The organism is Corynebacterium renale (assembly GCF_002563965.1).
GTDB classification, from domain to species: Bacteria; Actinomycetota; Actinomycetes; order Mycobacteriales; family Mycobacteriaceae; genus Corynebacterium; species Corynebacterium renale.
In genome coordinates this window covers 1203906-1224819 of record NZ_PDJF01000001.1, presented here as the reverse complement: position 1 = coordinate 1224819, position 20914 = coordinate 1203906, and the positions used below count along the sequence as shown (strand labels likewise).

At 56.6% G+C, this 20914-nt stretch carries 13 protein-coding genes, 6 tRNA genes and 3 rRNA genes; 7 read left to right on the top strand and 15 right to left on the bottom strand.

From position 1 onward, the window contains the following. Positions 1 to 9: 9 nt before the first annotated feature. Positions 10 to 82: transfer RNA gene (locus ATK06_RS05770), tRNA-Ala, on the bottom strand. A gap of 81 nt (positions 83 to 163) precedes the next feature. Next, positions 164 to 874 carry a DsbA family protein gene (locus ATK06_RS05765; RefSeq protein ID WP_098388996.1) on the bottom strand — a complete coding sequence of 237 codons (711 nt, stop codon included), beginning with the start codon at positions 872 to 874 and terminating at the stop codon, positions 164 to 166. A 93-nt stretch (positions 875 to 967) separates the two neighbouring features. Here ATK06_RS05765 and ATK06_RS05760 point away from each other — a divergent pair, with 93 nt between their 5' ends. Both ATK06_RS05760 and ATK06_RS05755 read left to right on the top strand, forming a co-directional pair. Continuing rightward, complete coding sequence (locus ATK06_RS05760) at positions 968 to 1297, top strand: fluoride efflux transporter family protein (protein WP_098388995.1); 330 nt, start codon at positions 968 to 970, stop codon at positions 1295 to 1297. Continuing rightward, on the top strand, positions 1294 to 1623 hold the full coding sequence (locus ATK06_RS05755; protein ID WP_048380183.1) for a FluC/FEX family fluoride channel: 330 nt from the start codon (positions 1294 to 1296) through the stop codon (positions 1621 to 1623). The genes ATK06_RS05760 and ATK06_RS05755 overlap by 4 nt, the downstream gene beginning before the upstream one ends. A gap of 48 nt (positions 1624 to 1671) precedes the next feature. Here ATK06_RS05755 and ATK06_RS05750 read toward each other — a convergent pair whose 3' ends face one another. The 7 genes from ATK06_RS05750 to ramA all read right to left on the bottom strand — a co-directional run bounded on the left by ATK06_RS05750 (position 1672) and on the right by ramA (position 13300). After that, a complete protein-coding gene (locus tag ATK06_RS05750) occupies positions 1672 to 4200 on the bottom strand; it encodes an ABC transporter permease (RefSeq protein ID WP_231913585.1) in 2529 nt (842 codons plus the stop codon). Positions 4201 to 4220: 20 nt separating this feature from the next. Then, positions 4221 to 4994, bottom strand: coding sequence for an ABC transporter ATP-binding protein (locus ATK06_RS05745; protein ID WP_231913586.1), 774 nt, complete (start codon positions 4992 to 4994; stop codon positions 4221 to 4223). 397 nt (positions 4995 to 5391) lie between these two features. Continuing rightward, positions 5392 to 5509, bottom strand: a 5S ribosomal RNA gene (rrf, locus tag ATK06_RS05740). A 115-nt stretch (positions 5510 to 5624) separates the two neighbouring features. Beyond that, positions 5625 to 8713, bottom strand: a 23S ribosomal RNA gene (locus ATK06_RS05735). A 303-nt stretch (positions 8714 to 9016) separates the two neighbouring features. Next, positions 9017 to 10542, bottom strand: a 16S ribosomal RNA gene (locus ATK06_RS05730). The 16S, 23S and 5S rRNA genes sit together here, the layout of an rRNA operon. 555 nt (positions 10543 to 11097) lie before the next feature. Further along, on the bottom strand, positions 11098 to 12357 hold the full coding sequence (gene murA, locus ATK06_RS05725) for a UDP-N-acetylglucosamine 1-carboxyvinyltransferase (protein WP_048380710.1): 1260 nt from the start codon (positions 12355 to 12357) through the stop codon (positions 11098 to 11100). 100 nt (positions 12358 to 12457) lie between these two features. Further along, positions 12458 to 13300 (bottom strand): acetate metabolism transcriptional regulator RamA, encoded by an 843-nt coding sequence (gene ramA, locus ATK06_RS05720; RefSeq protein WP_408608297.1) that lies wholly within the window; start codon positions 13298 to 13300, stop codon positions 12458 to 12460. A gap of 498 nt (positions 13301 to 13798) precedes the next feature. On the opposite strand from ramA, the gene cysK reads away from it, so the two are divergent. Next, on the top strand, positions 13799 to 14731 hold the full coding sequence (cysK, locus tag ATK06_RS05715; protein WP_048380712.1) for a cysteine synthase A: 933 nt from the start codon (positions 13799 to 13801) through the stop codon (positions 14729 to 14731). 225 nt (positions 14732 to 14956) lie between these two features. Beyond that, positions 14957 to 15526, top strand: a complete 570-nt coding sequence (epsC, locus tag ATK06_RS05710; RefSeq protein ID WP_048380714.1) for a serine O-acetyltransferase EpsC — start codon at positions 14957 to 14959, stop codon at positions 15524 to 15526. A 221-nt stretch (positions 15527 to 15747) separates the two neighbouring features. Here epsC and ATK06_RS05705 read toward each other — a convergent pair. The 4 genes from ATK06_RS05705 to ATK06_RS05690 all read right to left on the bottom strand — a co-directional run bounded on the left by ATK06_RS05705 (position 15748) and on the right by ATK06_RS05690 (position 16580). Continuing rightward, positions 15748 to 15820, bottom strand: a tRNA-Phe gene (locus ATK06_RS05705). A 21-nt stretch (positions 15821 to 15841) separates the two neighbouring features. Then, positions 15842 to 15915: transfer RNA gene (locus ATK06_RS05700), tRNA-Asp, on the bottom strand. A gap of 510 nt (positions 15916 to 16425) precedes the next feature. Next, positions 16426 to 16502: transfer RNA gene (locus ATK06_RS05695), tRNA-Asp, on the bottom strand. 5 nt (positions 16503 to 16507) lie between these two features. Beyond that, a tRNA-Glu gene (locus tag ATK06_RS05690) sits at positions 16508 to 16580 on the bottom strand. A 93-nt stretch (positions 16581 to 16673) separates the two neighbouring features. Here ATK06_RS05690 and ATK06_RS05685 point away from each other — a divergent pair. Further along, positions 16674 to 17048: a metal-sensitive transcriptional regulator gene (locus tag ATK06_RS05685; protein WP_048381058.1), complete on the top strand. Its 375-nt coding sequence runs from the start codon at positions 16674 to 16676 to the stop codon at positions 17046 to 17048. Between the two features lie 54 nt (positions 17049 to 17102). On the opposite strand, the gene ATK06_RS05680 is transcribed toward ATK06_RS05685, so the two are convergent. Both ATK06_RS05680 and scpC read right to left on the bottom strand, forming a co-directional pair. Then, positions 17103 to 17175: transfer RNA gene (locus tag ATK06_RS05680), tRNA-Lys, on the bottom strand. 70 nt (positions 17176 to 17245) lie between these two features. Then, positions 17246 to 18748, bottom strand: coding sequence for a succinyl-CoA:acetate CoA-transferase ScpC (gene scpC, locus ATK06_RS05675; RefSeq protein ID WP_048380716.1), 1503 nt, complete (start codon positions 18746 to 18748; stop codon positions 17246 to 17248). Between the two features lie 158 nt (positions 18749 to 18906). Here scpC and dusB point away from each other — a divergent pair, with 158 nt between their 5' ends. After that, positions 18907 to 20079, top strand: a complete 1173-nt coding sequence (gene dusB, locus ATK06_RS05670; protein WP_098388992.1) for a tRNA dihydrouridine synthase DusB — start codon at positions 18907 to 18909, stop codon at positions 20077 to 20079. Positions 20080 to 20146: 67 nt separating this feature from the next. Next, positions 20147 to 20884: a phosphate signaling complex protein PhoU gene (phoU, locus tag ATK06_RS05665; protein WP_098388991.1), complete on the top strand. Its 738-nt coding sequence runs from the start codon at positions 20147 to 20149 to the stop codon at positions 20882 to 20884. The last annotated feature ends 30 nt before the right edge of the window (positions 20885 to 20914 follow it).

Sequence of the window (20914 nt, the reverse complement as noted above, 5' to 3'; positions counted from 1 at the left end):
TCGTTAAAGTGGAGCTAACGGGATTCGAACCCGTGACCCCCACACTGCCAGTGTGGTGCGCTACCAACTGCGCCATAGCCCCATGAGGTACTTCCGATACTCTAGCGGGTGCTTAGATTTTCACCAAATCGCCAGTTCACGGAAGTACTCGGCTTGAGCAGCGTTAGCGGCGGTACTGCTCCACCCAGTCGTTGGAGACCTGAATTTCCTTGCCATCGATGAAGACGCGTGGGGAGGATACTTCGCCAGTTTCCTTCTGCAGGACGTCGGCGTTTGCCTTGGCTACTTCGGCGGCCTTGTCCATGTACTTTTCGGAGTCGATCGCGTCGATGACTGCACCGTCAACACCAAGTTCCTTAGCGGCGTCAACATAGTCGCCCTTGTCCCATCCACGGACATTGGTCTGGTTTTCCATGAGCATGGCGCGCATGTTCCAGAAATCGGAGGCGCCGCCTTCTTCGAGAGCCGCAAGGACAGCCGCGAGCGCCTGGTGGGACGGGCCTGTGGTGTTGCTCTTATCCTGGAACTGGTCCATGAAGCCCAGTGGGGCGATCTCCACGTCCAAGTCACCCTTCTCAGCGGCATCCTTCAGGGCTGGCCCATCCGCTGCTGCGAGTTCTGCACAGTGCGGGCACATGAAGTCTTCGTAGACGCGAGCCTTGGGTGTGGATCCGTCGGCGTTTTCGCTGGTGAGGTGGACGCGGCCGTCGACAAGCTCAGCCTGGAAGGATACATCTTCCCATTCACGGGACTTTCCACCCTTGTTGCTGATGACAACACCGGCGATGACGACGATAGCAATCACGACGACCGCAATGATTGCCCACATAAAGCCCTTGCCACTTTGGTTCGGGTTCTTGACAGAGTTGCTCACGAGAAGACCTTCACTTTGTTGATGTTTTGACTTTCCGGAATTCTACAGCACCGGCGCGTCAAACAATAGTTGGCGCAGCGTACACTTCTCTCAATGGACACTGTGAAAAACACCTGCATCGTGGGCGCTGGGGCCGCGCTCGGTGCTGTGGTGCGAGCAGCGATCCTCAATGTGGCACCCGACCACGCTCTTGGCATGATACTGCTCATCAATGTGGTGGGTTGCGCCGCGATGGGTGCGCTGGCTCCCGGCTTGGCGTGGGGTAAGGGCTTTTTGGGTGGGTTCACCACGTTTTCAACCTTTATGTCCGCAGCTGGTGCGTTAGAACCGCTTCCCGCGTTTACGTATATCGCCGCCACCGTCGTGGGGTGTGTGGGTTCCTGGTGCCTCGGTCATGCTTTACGACGCCCCTCCGGACCATGATCGCCCTCCTCGCAATCGGCGCCGGCGGTTTTATCGGTGGCGCCGCCCGATATCTCCTATCGGTCTGGCCAGGCGGACGGCTGGGAACGTGGCTGGCTAACACAGTTGCCTGCGCTCTCCTTGGCGCCGCAGTCCTGGTGAGCGGTCCGATGTATGCGTTGGTGGCGGTCGGGTGCGCTGGGGCGTTGTCCACGTGGTCGACCTTGGCCGCTGAGATAGGTGGACTGCTTGTGGAACGCCGTTGGCTTCGCGCTGCCGGGTACACTATAGCCACAATCGTGGCTGGTTGGACGGCCTTAATGGTTCTTGTTTCCGCGCTTACATAAGGGAAAAGGCCGCACCGAATTGCGGTGCGGCCTTCCGGTCGTGCCTGTTTAGTCTTCTGCGATAGCGTCGAGAGCTGGTGTCTTCGCTGCCCGGTGTGCTGGCCAGATTGCGGCGAGCACACCCACAATTGCGGCGCCGACCATGATCCAGAGGATTTCCATCCACGGGATACTAATCTGGCTCAGGCCTTCCCCGGCGAGAACTTTCAGGAAAGCCCATCCCAGTCCCACGCCAATGACGATGCCCATCACGGCACCGAAGAGCGAGATTTGGACGGCTTCCAGCGTGATCATGGTGCGTACTTGACGACGTTGCATGCCGACTGCGCGCAGCATACCAATTTCACGGCGACGTTCAATCACGTTGAGGGTCAGCGTATTCAGGATGCCCAGGACTGCGATAATCACGGCCAGCGCCAGTAATCCGTAGAGGATGTTGAGCATCTGGTCGATCGCTTGGGTTGCCACACCAGCCATGTCTGAAGCGCTGAGTACCTGGACCACGAGTAGGTCCTTGACGGCTTGTTCCAAAGTGGTGCGCAGCTGCTCAAGGTCAGCGCCTTCAACGGCGTTGATGGCGACTGTCGATAAGCGTGCTGCTTCATTCGGCGTGACTTCCCGCATGGTATCCGCGGCTATGTAGAGGCGCCCCTGGCTCCCTGCAGAATACGTGCCGAGCAGTGGGACCGACACCTGTCCGGTCACGCCGCGCACGGTGTATTCTTCGCCCACGGTCCAGCCGCGTTCTTTGGCAAAAGAGTCCTCTGCGATAAAGCCCGGTTTGCTCAGATCGAGTTCCCCGGAAATTTTATCGACCTGGTAAATCTCGCGGGGATCGTTGTCCAAAACCAAGGACATGACGCCGCCCATCGCAGTGGAGTCCACACTATCGGCGGTGATGGGAGCGCTCCACATACGCGTTGCAGTGCCAACACCTTCGGCGTCTGCCACGCGCTCGTAGGTTTCCGCAGGAAGTGGGAAACCGCCCGTGGTCGGACCTGTGAGCACGTAGTCGGCGCTCATGGTGTCTTCGATGGCTTCGGACGCAGTGTCCTTCATCGTGGTTCCCAACATGCCGATGACGGTCACCAAAGCGACGCCCAAGGTAAGCGCGAACGCAGTCGTTGCGGTTCGGCGTGGGTTGCGCTGCGAATTCGTTGCTGCGAGGCGGCCCACTGCCCCGAAGGGTGCGCCGATGACGCGGCCCACTGTGGGGACAATAGGCAGGCTGAAAGCAGGTCCGGCCAGGAAGAATCCGATGATAACTGCCACTGCGCCCACGCCAATCAGAGTGGCACGGGTCCCCGTAGCGCTATCTTCCATGAGTACCCCGGCTGTTGCAGCGGCGATGCCGATGGCCAGAACAAGAACGCCAACGATCGTGCGTCCTTTGAGTGACGTTGCCGTCGAGTTTTCCTGGGAGCGCATCGCTTCGACCGGCTGTACTTCACCTGCACGGCGGGCTGGCAGCCACGCGCTGACGACGGTCACGATAGTGCCGAGGACTAACGGAACTACGACGGAGGCCGTCGTCAAGCCTAAGCCACTTCCCGGAAGTGCCATGTTCTGGGACGCCAACCACGCCTTAATCCCGGCAACGAGTCCCATGCCGGCAAGCACGCCGAGGGCGGAACCGATGAGGCCGGTAATAAAGGATTCGAATACTACGGAACGCGTAATCTGCTTACGGCTGGCACCCAGGGCGCGCAGCAGTGCGAATTCCTTGGTGCGTTGCGCAACAATCATGCTAAACGTGTTAGCGATGAGGAAGGTACCCACCAGCAGCGCAATAAGACCAAAACCGATGAGGAAGTAATTCACGAAGCTGAGTAGCTCAGCCATCTGCTTACTGGTGTCCTCGATGAGGACCTCCCCTGTGACGGCATCGACTGCGTAGTTTTCTACCAGGTGGTCTCGCAGTGCAGTATCGCTGTCCTCGCCCTCGGATGCTGCCCGTAGGAACAAGGATTGGGTGGCCCCGTCCGTCGTGTAGCGCTCCACATATGCCGATTCACTGACCTTGACGCTTGTGCCCTGACCGCCTTCGAAATCAGGCTCAAAAAGGCCTACGACGGTCATCTCATGGCGCGCCTGCGGGTCGACGACAATGAGCCGGTCCCCCACCGCTACGCCAGCGTTATCAGCGGCGCGCTTATTCATGACCAGCTGATCCGCACCATCCGGCGCATTACCCTCGACAATTGTGTCAGGTTGGCTGACCTTATCCTGCGGGTCATACCAGATACTCAAACTGACCTGGCCGGCCTGGATGGCTTCTTGCTTGTCATTGCCAAGAACAACCGTCTGGCAGTCCGCAATGTTAGCCGCAGCAACGTCCTTGTCTCCCGAGATCGCTTCCCGATCCGCAGGTGAAATAAATGCTTGCCCCTCAGCCGGCTTTGCGACGACATCCACCCCGGCAAACGATGTTGCCAAAGCAGATTCGTAGGACTTCGACAGCGTATTGGTGAAGATGAACGCACCTGAAATGAACGCCGTGCCGAGGACTACAGCGAGGACGGTGAGCGCGAGGCGAAGTTTGTGTGCAGCAATGTTGCGCAAGCTCACTTTGCGCATTGTTGAATTCTTTGATGCCATTATGCGCCTGCACCCTCGATACCCGTCATGACGGCCAAGATGTCTTGCGTCGAGGGGCTGCGCAGCTCGTTATGGATTTGTCCGTCTTTGAGGAAGATGACGCGATCGGCGTACGCGGCAGCTGTTGCGTCATGGGTGACAATGACAACCGTCTGACCGTCGTGATCTACCGCAGTGCGAAGGATGCTTAAAACTTCCTTCGACGAGTTGGAGTCGAGGTTACCTGTGGGCTCATCACCGAAAATAATTTCCGGACGCGAGACGAGTGCACGGGCACATGCGACGCGTTGTTGTTGACCTCCGGAAAGTTCGGCAGGTCGATGCGACAACCGCTCAGACAGCCCAAGACGCGTGGTGATCTCATTACACCAATCCTTATCAACGGACTTACCTGCGATATCCGACGGGAGGGTGATATTCTCGAGAGCCGTCAGTGTGGGGACCAGGTTGAATGACTGGAAAATGAAACCCAGACGGTCACGACGTAGCTGAGTCATCTCTTTATCCCCGAGCTGAGAGAGATCGGTCTCCCCGATAAAGGATTGACCAGCCGAGGCGGCGTCGAGGCCTGCCATGCAGTGCATAAGCGTTGATTTGCCTGACCCCGATGGGCCCATGATCGCGGTAAATTCACCGCGATTAAAATCGACGGTCACGCCGGCAAGAGCTGTGACTTGTGTATCGCCCTCCCCGTAGTATTTTGCGAGGTTTACCGCGCGAGCTGCTGGGGTCTGCTTTAGGACTGCGTTAGAGGCAACATCAGCTGCCTGCATAACCCCATTATCTTCGGCGCTGTGTTGGCCCATGTGGTCTCCTTGGATACGTAGTTCATTCGGGCACCGGGGTCACCGCGGACGGGACCCGTGCTTAACTATGCAGAGTTTACCTATAAGGAGCGATAATCCCCACCTGGTCATGCGAATCCAAGACCGTAGATGTCGGATTTAATGGGAATCTCAACCCATAGCGGTTGTAGTTCGATTCAAAAGCCCCGTATGCATTCGATGGGCGCACTGGTTGGCATACAGCAAAGTGGCCTGGGCAAGTAATAACAACCCACCCAGGCCACAACACAAAAACAGAATAATGGAAAAATAAACGAGGTGGTCCCCGGGTAACACGCTTTACAAGTCACCCGGGGACCACCCTTATATTGTATGTAATTTTTAGTGTTGGCGGCGACCTACTCTCCCACACGCTCCCGCATGCAGTACCATCAGCGATTAACAGGCTTAGCTACCGGGTTCGAAAAGGGACCGGGCGTACCCCTGCCACAATAACCACCAACACACTCAATAAACACAACCCCGAAAGGGACCATGCCCACAACACCACGTGTTGTGTCAAACACTGCACAGTGGACGCAAACACCCAACAAATCTTTGGGCTCGTTACAAACTTACTTGTGTGTTACGTTCGGCCAATTAGTACCAGTCACCTCCAACACTTACATGCCTTCCAGCCCTGGCCTATCAACCCCATCATCTCTAGGGAACCTCAAAAGAAACCTCATCTCGAAACAGGCTTCCCGCTTAGATGCTTTCAGCGGTTATCCCTCCCGTACGTAGCCAACCAGCCCTGCTCCTGGCGGAACAACTGGCACACCAGAGGTACGTCCAACCCGGTCCTCTCGTACTAGGGTCAGCCTTCCACAAGTTTCTACGCGCGCGGCGGATAGAGACCGAACTGTCTCACGACGTTCTAAACCCAGCTCGCGTGCCGCTTTAATGGGCGAACAGCCCAACCCTTGGGACCTACTCCAGCCCCAGGATGCGACGAGCCGACATCGAGGTGCCAAACCATCCCGTCGATATGGACTCTTGGGGAAGATCAGCCTGTTATCCCCGGGGTACCTTTTATCCGTTGAGCGACACCACATCCACAAGTAGGTGCCGGATCACTAGTCCCGACTTTCGTCCCTGCTCGAGCCGTCACTCTCACAGTCAAGCTCCCTTATACACTTACACTCAACACCTGATTACCAACCAAGCTGAGGGAACCTTTGGGCGCCTCCGTTACCATTTAGGAGGCAACCGCCCCAGTTAAACTACCCACCAGGCACTGTCCCCAACCCAGATCATGGGCCAAGGTTAGATGCCCAGTCCGATCAGAGTGGTATTTCACCAACGACTCCACAACACCTAGCGATGCTGCATCAACGTCTCCCACCTATCCTACACAAACCGAACCAAACACCAATACCAAGCTATAGTGAAGGTCCCGGGGTCTTTTCGTCCTGCCGCGCGTAACGAGCATCTTTACTCGTACTGCAATTTCACCGGGCCTGTGGTTGAGACAGCAGGGAAGTCGTTACGCCATTCGTGCAGGTCGGAACTTACCCGACAAGGAATTTCGCTACCTTAGGATGGTTATAGTTACCACCGCCGTTTACTGGGGCTTAAATTCTCCGCTTCGACCACAAAGTGATCTAACAGGTCCTCTTAACCTTCCAGCACCGGGCAGGCGTCAGTCCGTATACATCAACTTAACCGTCTTCGCACGGACCTGTGTTTTTAGTAAACAGTCGCTTCCCTCTATCCTCTGCGACCACCACCAGCAAAAACAGTGCAAGACCATTCCACCAGCAGTGGTCCCCCTTCTCCCGAAGTTACGGGGGCATTTTGCCGAATTCCTTAACCACAGTTCACCCGAACGCCTTAGTATTCTCTACCTGACCACCTGTGTCGGTTTAGGGTACGGGCCGATAATGCACTCGCTAGAGGCTTTTCTCGACAGTACAGGATCATCACCATCAACCAAAAAATGGTCTACGCATCACGCCTCACCCACAATACAGGACGGATTTACCTACCCTGCGGGCCACACGCTTACACCCCACACCAACCGGGGGCGTGACTACCTCACTGCGTCACCCCATCACTTGACTACTACCAACTCAGGTCCCAACCACACACCACCAACACACACAAAGTATGCGCTGACAGCATGTGGGAGGTTAGTATCATCAGCCTCGTCACTGGGCGCACATTATCGGGTACGGGAATATCAACCCGTTAACCATCGACTACGCCTGTCGGCCTCGCCTTAGGCCCCGACTCACCCTGGGAAGACGAACTTGACCCAGGAACCCTTAGTCATCCGGCGAACATGATTCTCACATGTTAATCGTTACTCATGCCTGCATTCTCACTCGCACACAGTCCACCACTCCTTACAGTATGGCTTCACCCCATGCACGACGCTCCCCTACCCATAATCAAAAAATTATGCCGCGGTTTCGGCGGTATGCTTCAGCCCCACTACATTGTCGGCGCAGAACCACTCGACCAGTGAGCTATTACGCACTCTTTCAAGGATGGCTGCTTCTAAGCCAACCTCCTGGCTGTCTTCGCGATCCCACATCCTTTTCCACTTAGCACACCCTTAGGGGCCTTAACCAACGATCTGGGCTGTTTCCCTCTCGACTCGACGGAGCTTATCCCCCGCAGTCTCACTGCCACACAACACTTCACCGGCATTCGGAGTTTGGCTGACATTGCTAAGATGATAGTCCCGCTCAACCAACCAGTAGCTCTACCTCCGGCAAGCTAACATGTGACGCTGCACCTAAATGCATTTCGGGGAGAACCAGCTATCACGGAGTTTGATTAGCCTTTCACCCCTACCCACAACTCATCCCCTCAGTTTTCAACCTAAGTGGGTTCGCGCCTCCACAACCTCTTACAATTGCTTCACACTGGCCATGGGTAGATCACTCCGCTTCGGGTCCAGGACATGCCACTACACAACACCCTTAATTAGGATTCGCTTTCGCTACGACTACCCCACAACGGGTTAACCTCGCGACATGCCGCTGACTCGCAGGCTCATTCTTCAAAAGGCACGCCATCACCCACATACGGGGCTCTGACGGATTGTAAGCACACGGTTTCAGGTACTATTTCACTCCCCTCCCGGGGTACTTTTCACCATTCCCTCACGGTACTATCCGCTATCGGTCACACTGAGTATTCAGGCTTACCGGGTGGTCCCGGCAGATTCACAGCAGACTCCACGAACCCGCTGCTACTCGGGAACACAATCACCACACCACACAACACATTCATGTACAGGACTCTCACCTACTACGGTCGGCCATCCCAAACCAGTTCCACTTGCGTCATATGACATGCGGGTGGGTCTGGCAGAACCCACAACAATTATCTCCCACAACCCCCTACACGCAACCCCTGCCAGGTATCACACGCATAAAGTTTAGCCATCATCCGCTATCGCTCGCCACTACACACGGAATCATATATTATTTTCTTCTCCTGTAGGTACTGAGATGTTTCACTTCCCTACGTAACCCCCACAACCACTATGAATTCATGGAAGGGTGACCACCAATAACAGTAGCCGGGTTTCCCCATTCGGACATCCTCGGATCAACGCTCCATTGACAACTCCCCGAGGCTTAACGCAGCCTTGCACGTCCTTCATCGGCTCAGCATACCAAGGCATCCACCGTGTGCCCTTACAACAAACACACAAGAACACCACCACAACCATCAAAAGACTGTGGTTAGTATCTAGTTACAATTCAACTTGCCACAAAAAATAAAGATGCTCGCGTCCACTATACAGTTCTCACACAACACCACCACACACCAAAAACAACACAACCAACAGTGTGTCATCCCAGCCTATGATGCACATGTTTCACACAACCACAAAGGGTTGCATGAGACACCCAACAGCATGCCAACGTTTATTCCTGCCACCATATGGTTACACGCACCACAAGAGGGGGTGTGATCCACCAGTAAAACAATTAATAAAAAATACTCCATAGAAAGGAGGTGATCCAGCCGCACCTTCCGGTACGGCTACCTTGTTACGACTTCGTCCCAATCGCCGATCCCACCTTCGACCACTCCCCCCAGAAAACTGGTTGGGCCATGGGCTTCGGGTGTTACCAACTTTCATGACGTGACGGGCGGTGTGTACAAGGCCCGGGAACGTATTCACCGCAGCGTTGCTGATCTGCGATTACTAGCGACTCCGACTTCATGGGGTCGAGTTGCAGACCCCAATCCGAACTAAGGCCGGCTTTCAGCGATTAGCATCTCCTCACGAAGTAGCACACGCGTTGTACCGACCATTGTAGCATGTGTGAAGCCCTGGACATAAGGGGCATGATGATTTGACGTCATCCCCACCTTCCTCCGAGTTAACCCCGGCAGTCTCTCATGAGTCCCCACCACAACGTGCTGGCAACATAAGACAAGGGTTGCGCTCGTTACGGGACTTAACCCAACATCTCACGACACGAGCTGACGACAACCATGCACCACCTGTACACCAACCACAAAGGGAAAGACCATCTCTGGCCCGGTCTGGTGTATGTCAAACCCAGGTAAGGTTCTTCGCGTTGCATCGAATTAATCCACATGCTCCGCCGCTTGTGCGGGCCCCCGTCAATTCCTTTGAGTTTTAGCCTTGCGGCCGTACTCCCCAGGCGGGGCGCTTAATGCGTTAGCTACGGCACAAAACCCGTGGAAGGGTCTCACACCTAGCGCCCACCGTTTACGGCATGGACTACCAGGGTATCTAATCCTGTTCGCTACCCATGCTTTCGCTCCTCAGTGTCAGTAACTGCCCAGAGACCTGCCTTCGCCATCGGTGTTCCTCCTGATATCTGCGCATTCCACCGCTACACCAGGAATTCCAGTCTCCCCTACAGTACTCAAGTTATGCCCGTATCGCCTGCACGCCCGGAGTTAAGCCCCGGAATTTCACAGACGACGCGACAAACCACCTACGAGCTCTTTACGCCCAGTAAATCCGGACAACGCTCGCACCCTACGTATTACCGCGGCTGCTGGCACGTAGTTAGCCGGTGCTTCTTCTCTAGGTACCGTCACAAAAGCTTCGTCCCTAGCGAAAGAGGTTTACAACCCGAAGGCCGTCATCCCTCACGCGGCGTCGCTGCATCAGGCTTGCGCCCATTGTGCAATATTCCCCACTGCTGCCTCCCGTAGGAGTCTGGGCCGTATCTCAGTCCCAATGTGGCCGTCCACCCTCTCAGGCCGGCTACCCGTCGACGCCTTGGTAGGCCATTACCCCACCAACAAGCTGATAGGCCGCGAGCTCATCCCGTACCGCAAAAGCTTTCCACCACCGACACTAAACGATGGTCCTATCCGGTATTAGACCCAGTTTCCCAGGCTTATCCCAAAGTACAGGGCAGATCACCCACGTGTTACTCACCCGTTCGCCACTCGAGTACCACTGCAAGCAGTGGCCTTTCCGTTCGACTTGCATGTGTTAAGCACGCCGCCAGCGTTCGTCCTGAGCCAGGATCAAACTCTCCACAAAAGAAAAAATTCAATCAGAAAAAATCCTCAAGCAAGAAAGCCTGAAAAACCTGACAAACAAAAACTAGCAAAACAACCACACCAATCTTATCCACACACGGGGGTGCATGAACAAGAAACCAATGTGGTCAAACATAGTTAGGCACACCATGATCATATTTAACGAGCCACAGGTGTTAACCCACACCACACACTCGACCAGTCACACCCCAACACCACCAGTCATACGAACCAGTACGTGTCAGGCGCAATGTAACCAGTAACAAAAATAATAAAAGTACATTGGCACACTATTGAGTTCTCACACAACCACAACACACACCACCAACACTCACAAGTTTCAAGAGCGCCAATCAGTGCGATTGCAATGTCCCAGGAGCCTACCACACACGATTACAAACAAGCAAACGTGAAGTAAACCCCCAGCATGTTCACCAACCATCACCCACACACACTGTGTTGTGGTGACCTCGTCGGCAACGAGACATAAACTTACACACACCCCGGAAACAACACAAACCCGCAGGTAAACCCACGGGTTTGAACGTCGTTAGTATTATTCAACTGCTTCTCGGCGGATATCCGCCCCGAGCGAGCGCAGGATCTCCACGAACTTTGGGTATCCCCTATCGATGTGGAATACATCGTGGACGCGGCTTTGGCCCTCCGCACACAAAGCAGCGAGTACTAGGCCCGCGCCGGCTCGGATGTCCGAGCTCCACACATCGGTGGAAGACAGCTTCTCCTGGCCACGAAGAACTACGTGATGGCCGTCGACTGTTGCATCCGCACCGAGTCGCAGCATTTCATCGACGAACCTGAATCGGGATTCAAAGACGTTTTCTGTAATGACCGAGGTCCCCTGAGAAACCGCGGCAAGCCCGATCGCCATTGGTTGAAGGTCCGTTGGAAAGCCCGGAAACGGAAGGGTTTGGAAGTCAACGGACTTGGGGCGGCCAGCCATCCGGACGCGGAACCCGTTGTCATACGTTTCAACTGAAGCACCCGCGACCTTGAGTTTCTCCAGTGGTAGGTGCAGGTGTCGCGGCGCGATGCCACCGACGGTTATGTCTCCACGCGTCATGGCTGCTGCATATGCCCACGTACCAGCCACGATGCGGTCGCCGATGACGTCATGTTCAGTGGGATTGAGCTTTTCCACACCTTCGATCGTGATGGTGGAGCTGCCTGCGCCTTCAATCTTTGCGCCCATCTCAGAAAGCATGGTGCACAAATCTACGATTTCTGGTTCACGGGCTGCGTTGTCCAGGGTGGTGGTGCCGTCGGCAAGCACTGCAGCGGTAAGGATGTTTTCTGTCGCACCTACCGATGGAAAGTCCAAGACGATGTGGGCACCCTGGAGAGATTCTGCCTCGGTGACCACCGCACCGTGCTTGATCTTTGTGGTCGCGCCGAGCTTCTCAAGTCCGGATTGATGCATGTCGAGCGGCCGCGAACCGATTGCGTCGCCGCCCGGGAGTGCAACAACTGCCCTACCGCAACGCGCAGTCAAAGGACCCAGGACGCAGACTGAGGCGCGGAATTGGCGGACAGCATCGAAGTCTGCGTTGGGGGAAAGTTCCGCCGGGGTGTCGATAGTGACGGTTTCCCCGTCGACCTCAACGGTGCAGCCCAAGCCCTCGAGGACTTTCTGCATGAGGGGGACGTCGAGAATTTCGGGGCAATTGCGTAATACTGTGCGCCCTTCGGCGAGAAGTGCCGCTGCCATGAGCTTAAGCACCGAATTTTTGGCACCGTTGACCCGCACTACGCCTTCGAGACGGGCCCCACCTTGAACAACAAACGTATCTTTCACGCCTCTTAGGTTAACCAAAAAGCTGCCAGCCCGCGCAGGCTGGCAGCTCATAGAGTGTGCGCCGTGAGCACTCATGCTTATCGACGCCCCAAGGCACGACTTAAGGCAGCACCCCAATGCGTCGCGCCGCGTTGACGGCCTCATAACGGGTGTGCGCACCGAGCTTGCGCATTACTGAACGCAGGTAACTCTTGACGGTTTCAGCTCCGATGCCCATCTCTTCTGCGGCCTCCACATTCGTGTGACCAAGCGCGACGCAGGAAAGAACGTCGAGTTCGCGGGCGGACAAGCGCGTGGTCTGCTTGACCGGAACCGGGGAAATGAGCTGGTCACAGAGGCGCTCCAGCTCGGAACGTAGGTTTTCGTCGTCAACCTTATTTGTTAGCATGCGCAACTTCGAGTGAGTAGCGCGCACCTGCTCCCACTCAGCGCCGTTGAGCAACCGGCCCCCGCGATTGTTTCCCGACTTTCCACCGGCGGTGCGCATTGCGGAGTTGACCGCCAAATCCTGCTCGAGGGTGCGCGCGGTCATGGTGACCTCTTCGATGACCTTGTCGCCAAGGCGCACTGGGGAATGCACGCCGACATAAAGGACGCCGCGGATTTCACGCTGCACGATAACCGGTACGGCGACGAGGGAATAAAGCCCTTCGTCCTGGATGATCTTGTCATTTTCGTGCGAAATTACTGAGGCGCGGGCATAGTCGGCCACACCTACCGCCCGTCGAGTGCTCACCACACGGCCGCCGACGCCCACGCCGGGATCGATAATCAGGTTATGTAGCGCGGGAGTTCGCAGGCCCACCCACTGAGTAATTTGCAGTCGGTTGTCGGCGAGCAATGTCGCATACATGGTGACAGGGATACCTGTCGATGTCTTCAGCGTGGTCAGCGCTGCCCGAACGGCATCGTCGTCTTCGTTCATCCGATGTGTCTCCACCATGGGGCCCTCCTTGGCGTGCGGCCGGACCCGAACTCCCAGACGAGTTCGTAACAGCACGCAATTGTTTTCACCTCAACAACACAGCGTGTTGCATTTTAAGAACACGAGTGGACAGTCTAGCCGGCGGAGCGGGGGTAGAAAAATCCCCCCACTTCCTGTTAGCAGCCTGAAAAGCAAAAACGTACGGGCGTTGCCGGGGGTAGACCTAAAGTAATACCTTTTACGGCCAAGGCAAACGCGCTTTTCCTGCGATTATGCAGCACACGCGCACGTTACCTACAACTTTTTATCGACGCTCCAGCACAAGGTGACATCGGCCCAGATTTATATTCACGAACTACACCGCATGGCGACGTCGTAAAGCTAAAAAGATCATCCGACAGTGAACTTTCCAGCAATAGACTGACCAGTCTTGCGCAGATGTACCTACCTGTCTACGATGGGCCTTATGTCGCGCACTCTTCGCGCACGAACAAACGATTCACCCAAGGAGAATTTATGGCTTTGTACAACAACATCACCGAGACCATTGGTGGCACACCACTGGTCCGCCTTTCCAAGCTCACCAAGGACCTCCCTGGCGAGGTTCTTGTGAAGGTTGAGTCCTTCAACCCAGCAAACTCCGTTAAAGACCGCATTGGCCTGGCAATCATCAAGGCTGCCGAGGAATCCGGCGAACTCAAGCCAGGTGGCACCATCGTTGAGGCAACCTCCGGCAACACCGGCATCGCACTTGCTATGGTCGGCGCAGCTCGTGGCTATAACGTAGTGCTGACCATGCCAGAGACCATGTCCGCTGAGCGCCGCGTCATGCTGCGCGCTTACGGTGCAGAAATCATCCTGACCCCAGGCGCAGCGGGTATGCAAGGCGCTGTGGACAAGGCAAACGAAATCGTCGCTGAACGCGAAGGCGCAATCCTGGCCCGCCAGTTCGGCAACCCGGCGAACCCGGAAATTCACCGCAAGACCACCGCAGAAGAGATCTGGCAGGATACCGACGGCAACGTCGACATCTTCGTCGCAGGTTTCGGCACCGGCGGCACCGTCACGGGTGTGGGCCAGGTCCTCAAGGAGCGCAACCCAGAGGTCAAGGTCTACGCAGTCGAGCCAGCTTCCTCCCCACTGCTGACCGAAGGCAAGGCCGGCCCACACAAGATTCAGGGCATCGGCGCAAACTTCATCCCAGAGGTTCTGGACCGCACCGTTCTGGATGACGTCTTCACCGTCTCCAACGAAGACGCCGTTGCATACTCCCGCAAGCTAGGCACCGAAGAAGGCATCCTGGGCGGCATCTCCACCGGATCCAACATCAAGGTTGCACTCGAGCTCGCCGCAAAGCCAGAGAACGAGGGCAAGACCATCGTCACCGTCGTGTGCGACTTTGGTGAGCGTTACGTCTCCACCATCCTGTACGAGGACATCCGCGACTAATTTCCCGGATACGCAGTCCCGAGGCGGCACCATGTCCGCCCCGGGACTTTTTTAATATTCAACTTTCGAGTCTTCCGTGGCGTCCTGCAGTTCGGCCAATCATGCAGAGCCACGCACGTTTCCCCAGGGAATTCACGCCGTCACCCCTCCGGACGTGTTTCCTGGTGACGGTAGCGACGACCAGCGGCTGCGCCACCTCCCCTGACCGCTGTTAGAATCCTCGGTATGTTTGCCGTGTTCAAAATGATCCGTGAAGATTTAGAAAATGCCCGCAACCATGATCCCGCGGCGCGCGGCAACGTGGAAAATGCAATCGTGTATTCGGGGCTGCACGCAATTTGGATTCACCGGTGTGCGCATTGGCTGTGGAAGCGCGACATCAAGGGGGTAGCCCGCATCTTGGCGCAGGTTGCACGCTGGCTCACGGGTATCGAGATTCACCCTGGCGCAACCATCGGGCGGCGTTTCTTCATTGACCATGGCATGGGTGTAGTCATTGGCGAAACCGCCGAGATTGGCGACGGCGTGATGATTTACCACGGCGTCACGCTAGGCGGCCAGGTGCTCACTCAAACGAAACGTCACCCGACAATTGGCAACAATGTGACTATCGGCGCCGGTGCCAAAGTCCTGGGCCCCATCACCATCGGCGATAACAGCGCTATTGGCGCTAACGCGGTTGTGACGAAGGATATCGGCCCTGATTGCATCGCTGTGGGCATCCCAGCCAAATGCCGACCGCGCGCCTCCGACGAGCAGATTAAGCTCGTAGACCCCGATTTCTATGTGATTTAACCCGCCATTTCATTTCAGGCTTTTCGACGCCCACCCCACCCGCCACGCCCCGCTTCAGGGAGCGTGGCTTTATTCTTTGGAAAGCAAAGCGCCACGCTGCCCGGTGCGCGCGAATAGCCCCTGTTTTGACGCTTAAACCGCGCTTGCCCCGCGTTTGACTCCCACACCGTCCACCCAAAACAAAAACCAGCGTCTCCGTGATGGAGACGCTGGTCTATTTGTGGCCAGAGCCGGGATCGAACCGGCGACCCCACACTTTTCAGGCGTGTGCTCTACCAACTGAGCTATCTGGCCAGAAGCACCTAAGCACTTCAGCGACCCTGACGGGACTTGAACCCGCGACCTCCGCCGTGACAGGGCGGCGCGCTAACCAACTGCGCCACAGGGCCTTATTCTATTATGTACTAGGAAGCATGACGCTGTCCTTTGCACGAGTTCATACTTTACACAGAACTTCTGACACTAAGCAAATCTGCCCGTGACGTGGTCTTTTATCAGCCTTTTACGGCGCAGCTGAGTTAAGTAAAGAAAGGCATGTCTCCCATCCGGGAGCTACTCCACCTAACGAACTAAAGCCGGCAACTATTATTCCCAGGGAGTTGTAAATGCGCCGCGTTCTCACGCACCGGCCTGACAGCAAAGAACCACAACCCCGAGTCCACAGCATGTGCGGTGCCGGTAGCCACCACACCGCACACCCTCAGAAGAGGTATGGGCTTGGCAGTGATATGAAAAAGACATTCTGCAATTACCTGGAAAAATCCACCTGCAGGTTTAACGCTACTTAACCACCAGAATGTCTTTTTCGTATCACGCGCTACACCCTGGCCCATAGCGGAGACACGCCCGCTTGGGTAGGAATGCAAAAAATCCCAAGGCTTTTACCTCGGGATTTTTATTGGCGACCCTGACGGGACTTGAACCCGCGACCTCCGCCGTGACAGGGCGGCGCGCTAACCAACTGCGCCACAGGGCCTGGAGTACCCCCAACGGGATTCGAACCCGTGTCGCTGCCGTGAAAGGGCAGTGTCCTAGGCCTCTAGACGATGGGGGCTGGACCACAGCGATGCTCGCTGCGAACCTGTTTGAGTACTTTACGGTACGCCCTAAAAAGAAACAAATTGACAGGTCAGGATACACTTTAACCATGGTTACTAGCGCTACTCCACAATCCAGCCACGACGACGCACAAGGCCCAGCCGAGCAGTCCCCTACTTCGTGCTGCAAGGATCAGCGCGCCCATCACGGCTACACGGACGAGAAAGCACGCTACCTGGCCCGCCTGAAGCGCATAGAGGGCCAAGTACGCGGTATCCACAGGATGCTGAATGAAGACGAGTACTGCATCGACATCGTCACGCAGATTAGCGCGGCGACGTCGGCGTTGCGCAATGTTGCCGTGGCACTGATGGATGACCACCTTCACCATTGCGTCACGAATGCCGTCGCAAGTAATTCCGGTGAAGGAGACGCGAAGATTGAAGAGGCGATGGCAGCTATCCAGAGACTCATGAAGGCGTAAGCCGACGGCGAATAGCAGAAGCCCCAGACCATGTGGCCTGGGGCTTCATAATTGTGGGCCCTGCGGGGATCGAACCCGCGACCTGCGGATTAAAAGTCCGTAGCTCTACCAACTGAGCTAAAGGCCCAACGGGGAAGAGTGTAGCCGGTTGCTGCCCTAAATGAAAAACCGGCTACATAATTCCCAGTGTGCGCGGATTAGTTGAGGCGCATTGTTCCGTTTTCCGCCAGGTTGATGTGGAAGTTGAAAGCGGTGCCCAGATCGTGCGGGGTGTGGATATTCTTACCCTTGAGCGCGCGCTCGTAGTATTCCTCGAGCTGCGGGCGGTAATCCGGGTGCGCGATGGAGATCATCTTTTTGACTCGGTCACGTGGCGCCAGGCCGCGGAGGTCGGCGTACCCGTACTCGGTGATGACGACCATGACGTCGTGCTCGGTGTGGTCGATGTGCGTGGCGAAAGGAACGATGGTGGAGATTGCTCCGCCCTTGGCCTCGGATCCGGAGATGAAGGAAGAGACCAGCGCGTTTCGGGTGAAGTCGCCCGAGCCACCGATACCGTTCATGACGCGGGTTCCGGAAACGTTGGTGGAGTTGATGTTGCCGTAAATGTCGGCCTCGATCATGCCGTTTGTAGCGATCAGACCAATGCGGCGCACAACCTCTGGGTGGTTGGAGATCTGCTGTGGGCGCAGGATGATGTGCTCGCGGTAGCGGGCAGCTTCGGCGTTCATCTTCTCCGCGTATTCAGGGGAAAGGGAGAAGGAGGTTGCGGAAGCGACGCTCATCTTGCCAGCGTCGATGAGGTCAACCATGCCGTCCTGGATAACCTCGGTGTATGCCTGGATATTCTCAAACTTGGAATCAAGCAGGCCTGCCATCACGGCGTTCGGGACGTTGCCCACACCGGACTGCATGACGTACTGGTCGTAAGCAAGGCGACCGGCCTGCACCTCGGCTTCGAGGAAGTCGAGGAAGTTGCCGGCGATCTTCTCGGAGATTTCGTCGGCAGGCTTGAACGGTGCATTGCGGTCAGCTTCGTTGGTCTTGACGATCGCAACAATCTTGTTCGGGTCGACCTCAATGTAGGGCTTACCGATGCGGTCACCGGCGTTCTGGATTGGGATTGGCACACGGTTTGGCAGGTGCGGCATCATCCAGATGTCGTGCATGCCTTCGAGGTCGAGCGACTGCCACTCGTTAATCTCGATGATGATCTTGTCTGCCGCGTCCATGTATTCCACGTTGTTGCCCACTGCGGAGGAAGGAACTACGTAGCCTTCTTCGGTGATGCGTACGGCCTCAATAATGGCCACGTCAACGGGGAGGAAGCCCTGCTGGACGTACATGCCCATGTGGGAGAGGTGGATGTCGGAGTACTTGATGTCGCCAGCGTTGATGGAGTTACGCAAGGTGGGGTCGGACTGGTAGGGGGCGCGCCAGTTGATGGCACCGGCCTCTGCGAGGACGCCGTCGCAATCCGGGGCGGTCGAAGCGCCGGTCAGAACGTCAATCTTGAATTCGTTGCCAGCAGCATGCTCAGCCTTAGCCTTGTTGGCGATTGCGGTGGGCAAAGCCTTGGGGTAGCCGGCGCCCGTGAAGCCGGACATGCCGACGGAATCACCGTTGTTAATGAACTGCGCTGCTTCTTCGGCGGACATGACCTTGGATGCAAGGCCTGCGTGTGCAATGCGTTCAGACATATTTCCTCCTGCGTTTCGTGAGTGTCGCGGCGAGCGCAGCCCGCCACCAGTACGGTCATCCCGTATTCTACAGATAAAGTACTGTGATGTACCCCGAGAGTAATCAAAATGCGTAATCCATGCCACACAGTTTGAGTGAGGGGGCAAAACGGGGAACAATGGCCGGCGTGACTTTAACTGCAACAACGCCGGTTACCATGGGCTCGTTAGCCCTCCGCTCCCCCGTTGTGCTTGCACCCATGGCGGGGGTAACCACGATGGCTTTTCGACGTCTCTGCCGGGAAATTGAACTCGAGCTCACTGGGACCGTGTCGGGCCTTTATGTCTGCGAGATGGTGACTGCGCGCGCCCTCGTTGAAGGAAACGACAAAACTCTGAAGATGGCTCGGTTCCATGAATCGGAAAGCCCGCGTTCGCTGCAGTTGTACACCACAACGCCGGAATACACCTACAAGGCCGCCAAGCGGATCGTCGATGAAAACTTGGCGGACCATATCGATATGAACTTCGGCTGCCCCGTCCCCAAGGTCACACGCCGTGGCGGTGGCGCAGCGCTTCCGTACAAGCGGGAGTTGTATCGCAACATCGTGGCAGCCGCCGTGAAGGCAACCGAAGGCACGGATATTCCGGTGAGCGTGAAGTTCCGCATCGGCATCGATGAAGACCACTTCACGCACTTGGATGCTGCACGCATCGCTGCCGAGGAAGGTGCCGCCGCCGTAACCTTGCATGCGCGGACCGCTGCACAGCGTTATTCGGGACACGCGCGCTGGGAGGAGATTGCGGCCGTCGTGAAGCATCTTGAGGGAACCGGCGTCAAGGTGTTTGGCAACGGTGACATCTTTGCTGCAGCGGACGCGACGGCGATGCTCGAGCAGACTGGCTGCGACGCCGTGGAAATCGGGCGTGGATGTTTGGGTCGGCCGTGGCTCTTTGCGGAAATTTCCGCCGAACTGTCCGACCGGGATCCGTTGCCGCCAATGACGCTGGGCAAGGTATGCGACATCATGGAACGCCACCTGGAACTGCTCATCGAACAGCACGGTGAACACCACGGCAGCCGTGACATGCGCAAACACATGGCGTGGTACCTGCGCGGTTTCCCCACCGGCGGGGAGACGCGCGCGTCGCTGGCACGCATCGAGTCCATGTCCGATCTCCAGCAGGTCTTGGAACCCTTCCGTAATTCCACAGCAACAGCCGACGACTCCGACGGCGCCCGCGGCCGCCAAGGCTCCCCCGCTGCGGTCAAGCTTCCCGACGGCTGGCTGGACGACCCATTCGACGCCACGGTCCCGGAAGGTGCCGATATCGAAAATAACGGTGGCTAAAACCACCTGCGCTACGTCAACACAGGTTGGCGCGCGGTTTTTGGGTCCAACACCTATAGTGGTCTACATGCGTACGGCTTATCGTGAACATTTAGATGCATTCGCACATGACCTTATTGTTCTGTGTGACCTCGACAAAGAGGTCCTAGAAAAGGCCACGCGTGCGCTCATCCACTGTTCACTCGAAGCCGCCGAGGACGCCTTGTCCATGGAAGATAAGACGCTGGAGATTGTGCAGCGCTGCGAAGCGCGCGCCGTGGAACTCCTCGCCCTCGAGGCCCCCGTTGCATCCGATCTGCGCCAGGTTGTTTCCTCCATTTATATCGTGGAGGATTTGCGTCGCATGGCAGCACTTGCCCGCAACATTGCATCTACGGCACGGCAACGCCATCCGCACCGCGCAATCCCGGATGACCTCGTGGGCTACTTCGAAGAAATGTCGCACCTCGGATCGGAGATGGTCATGGAAGTTCGTGACCTGCTCATCGACCCCGACCCCGACGCGGCAGCACGGCTCAGCGACGAAGACGACGCCGTCGATGACATCCACGACCACCTCAAACTGCTGCTCACTGCGCGCCCATGGTCTCATTCCACGCGGGAGGCGTACGACGTCGCCATGTGCGGCCGCTTCTTCGAGCGCTACGCTGACCACTGTGTGAACGTCGCAACGCGGATCATTTACCTGACCACAGGCAAGACTCGCGCCGAATACTTGGACAAGCGCAAGCGCGAGCGTGACGACGCCGAACTCTCCGAACGCCTCGCGCACTTGGAACGCCAGATCTCTGGGCGCAACGCCTAACCGGTAGCTGTCGGGGGTCTGTATTAAGCT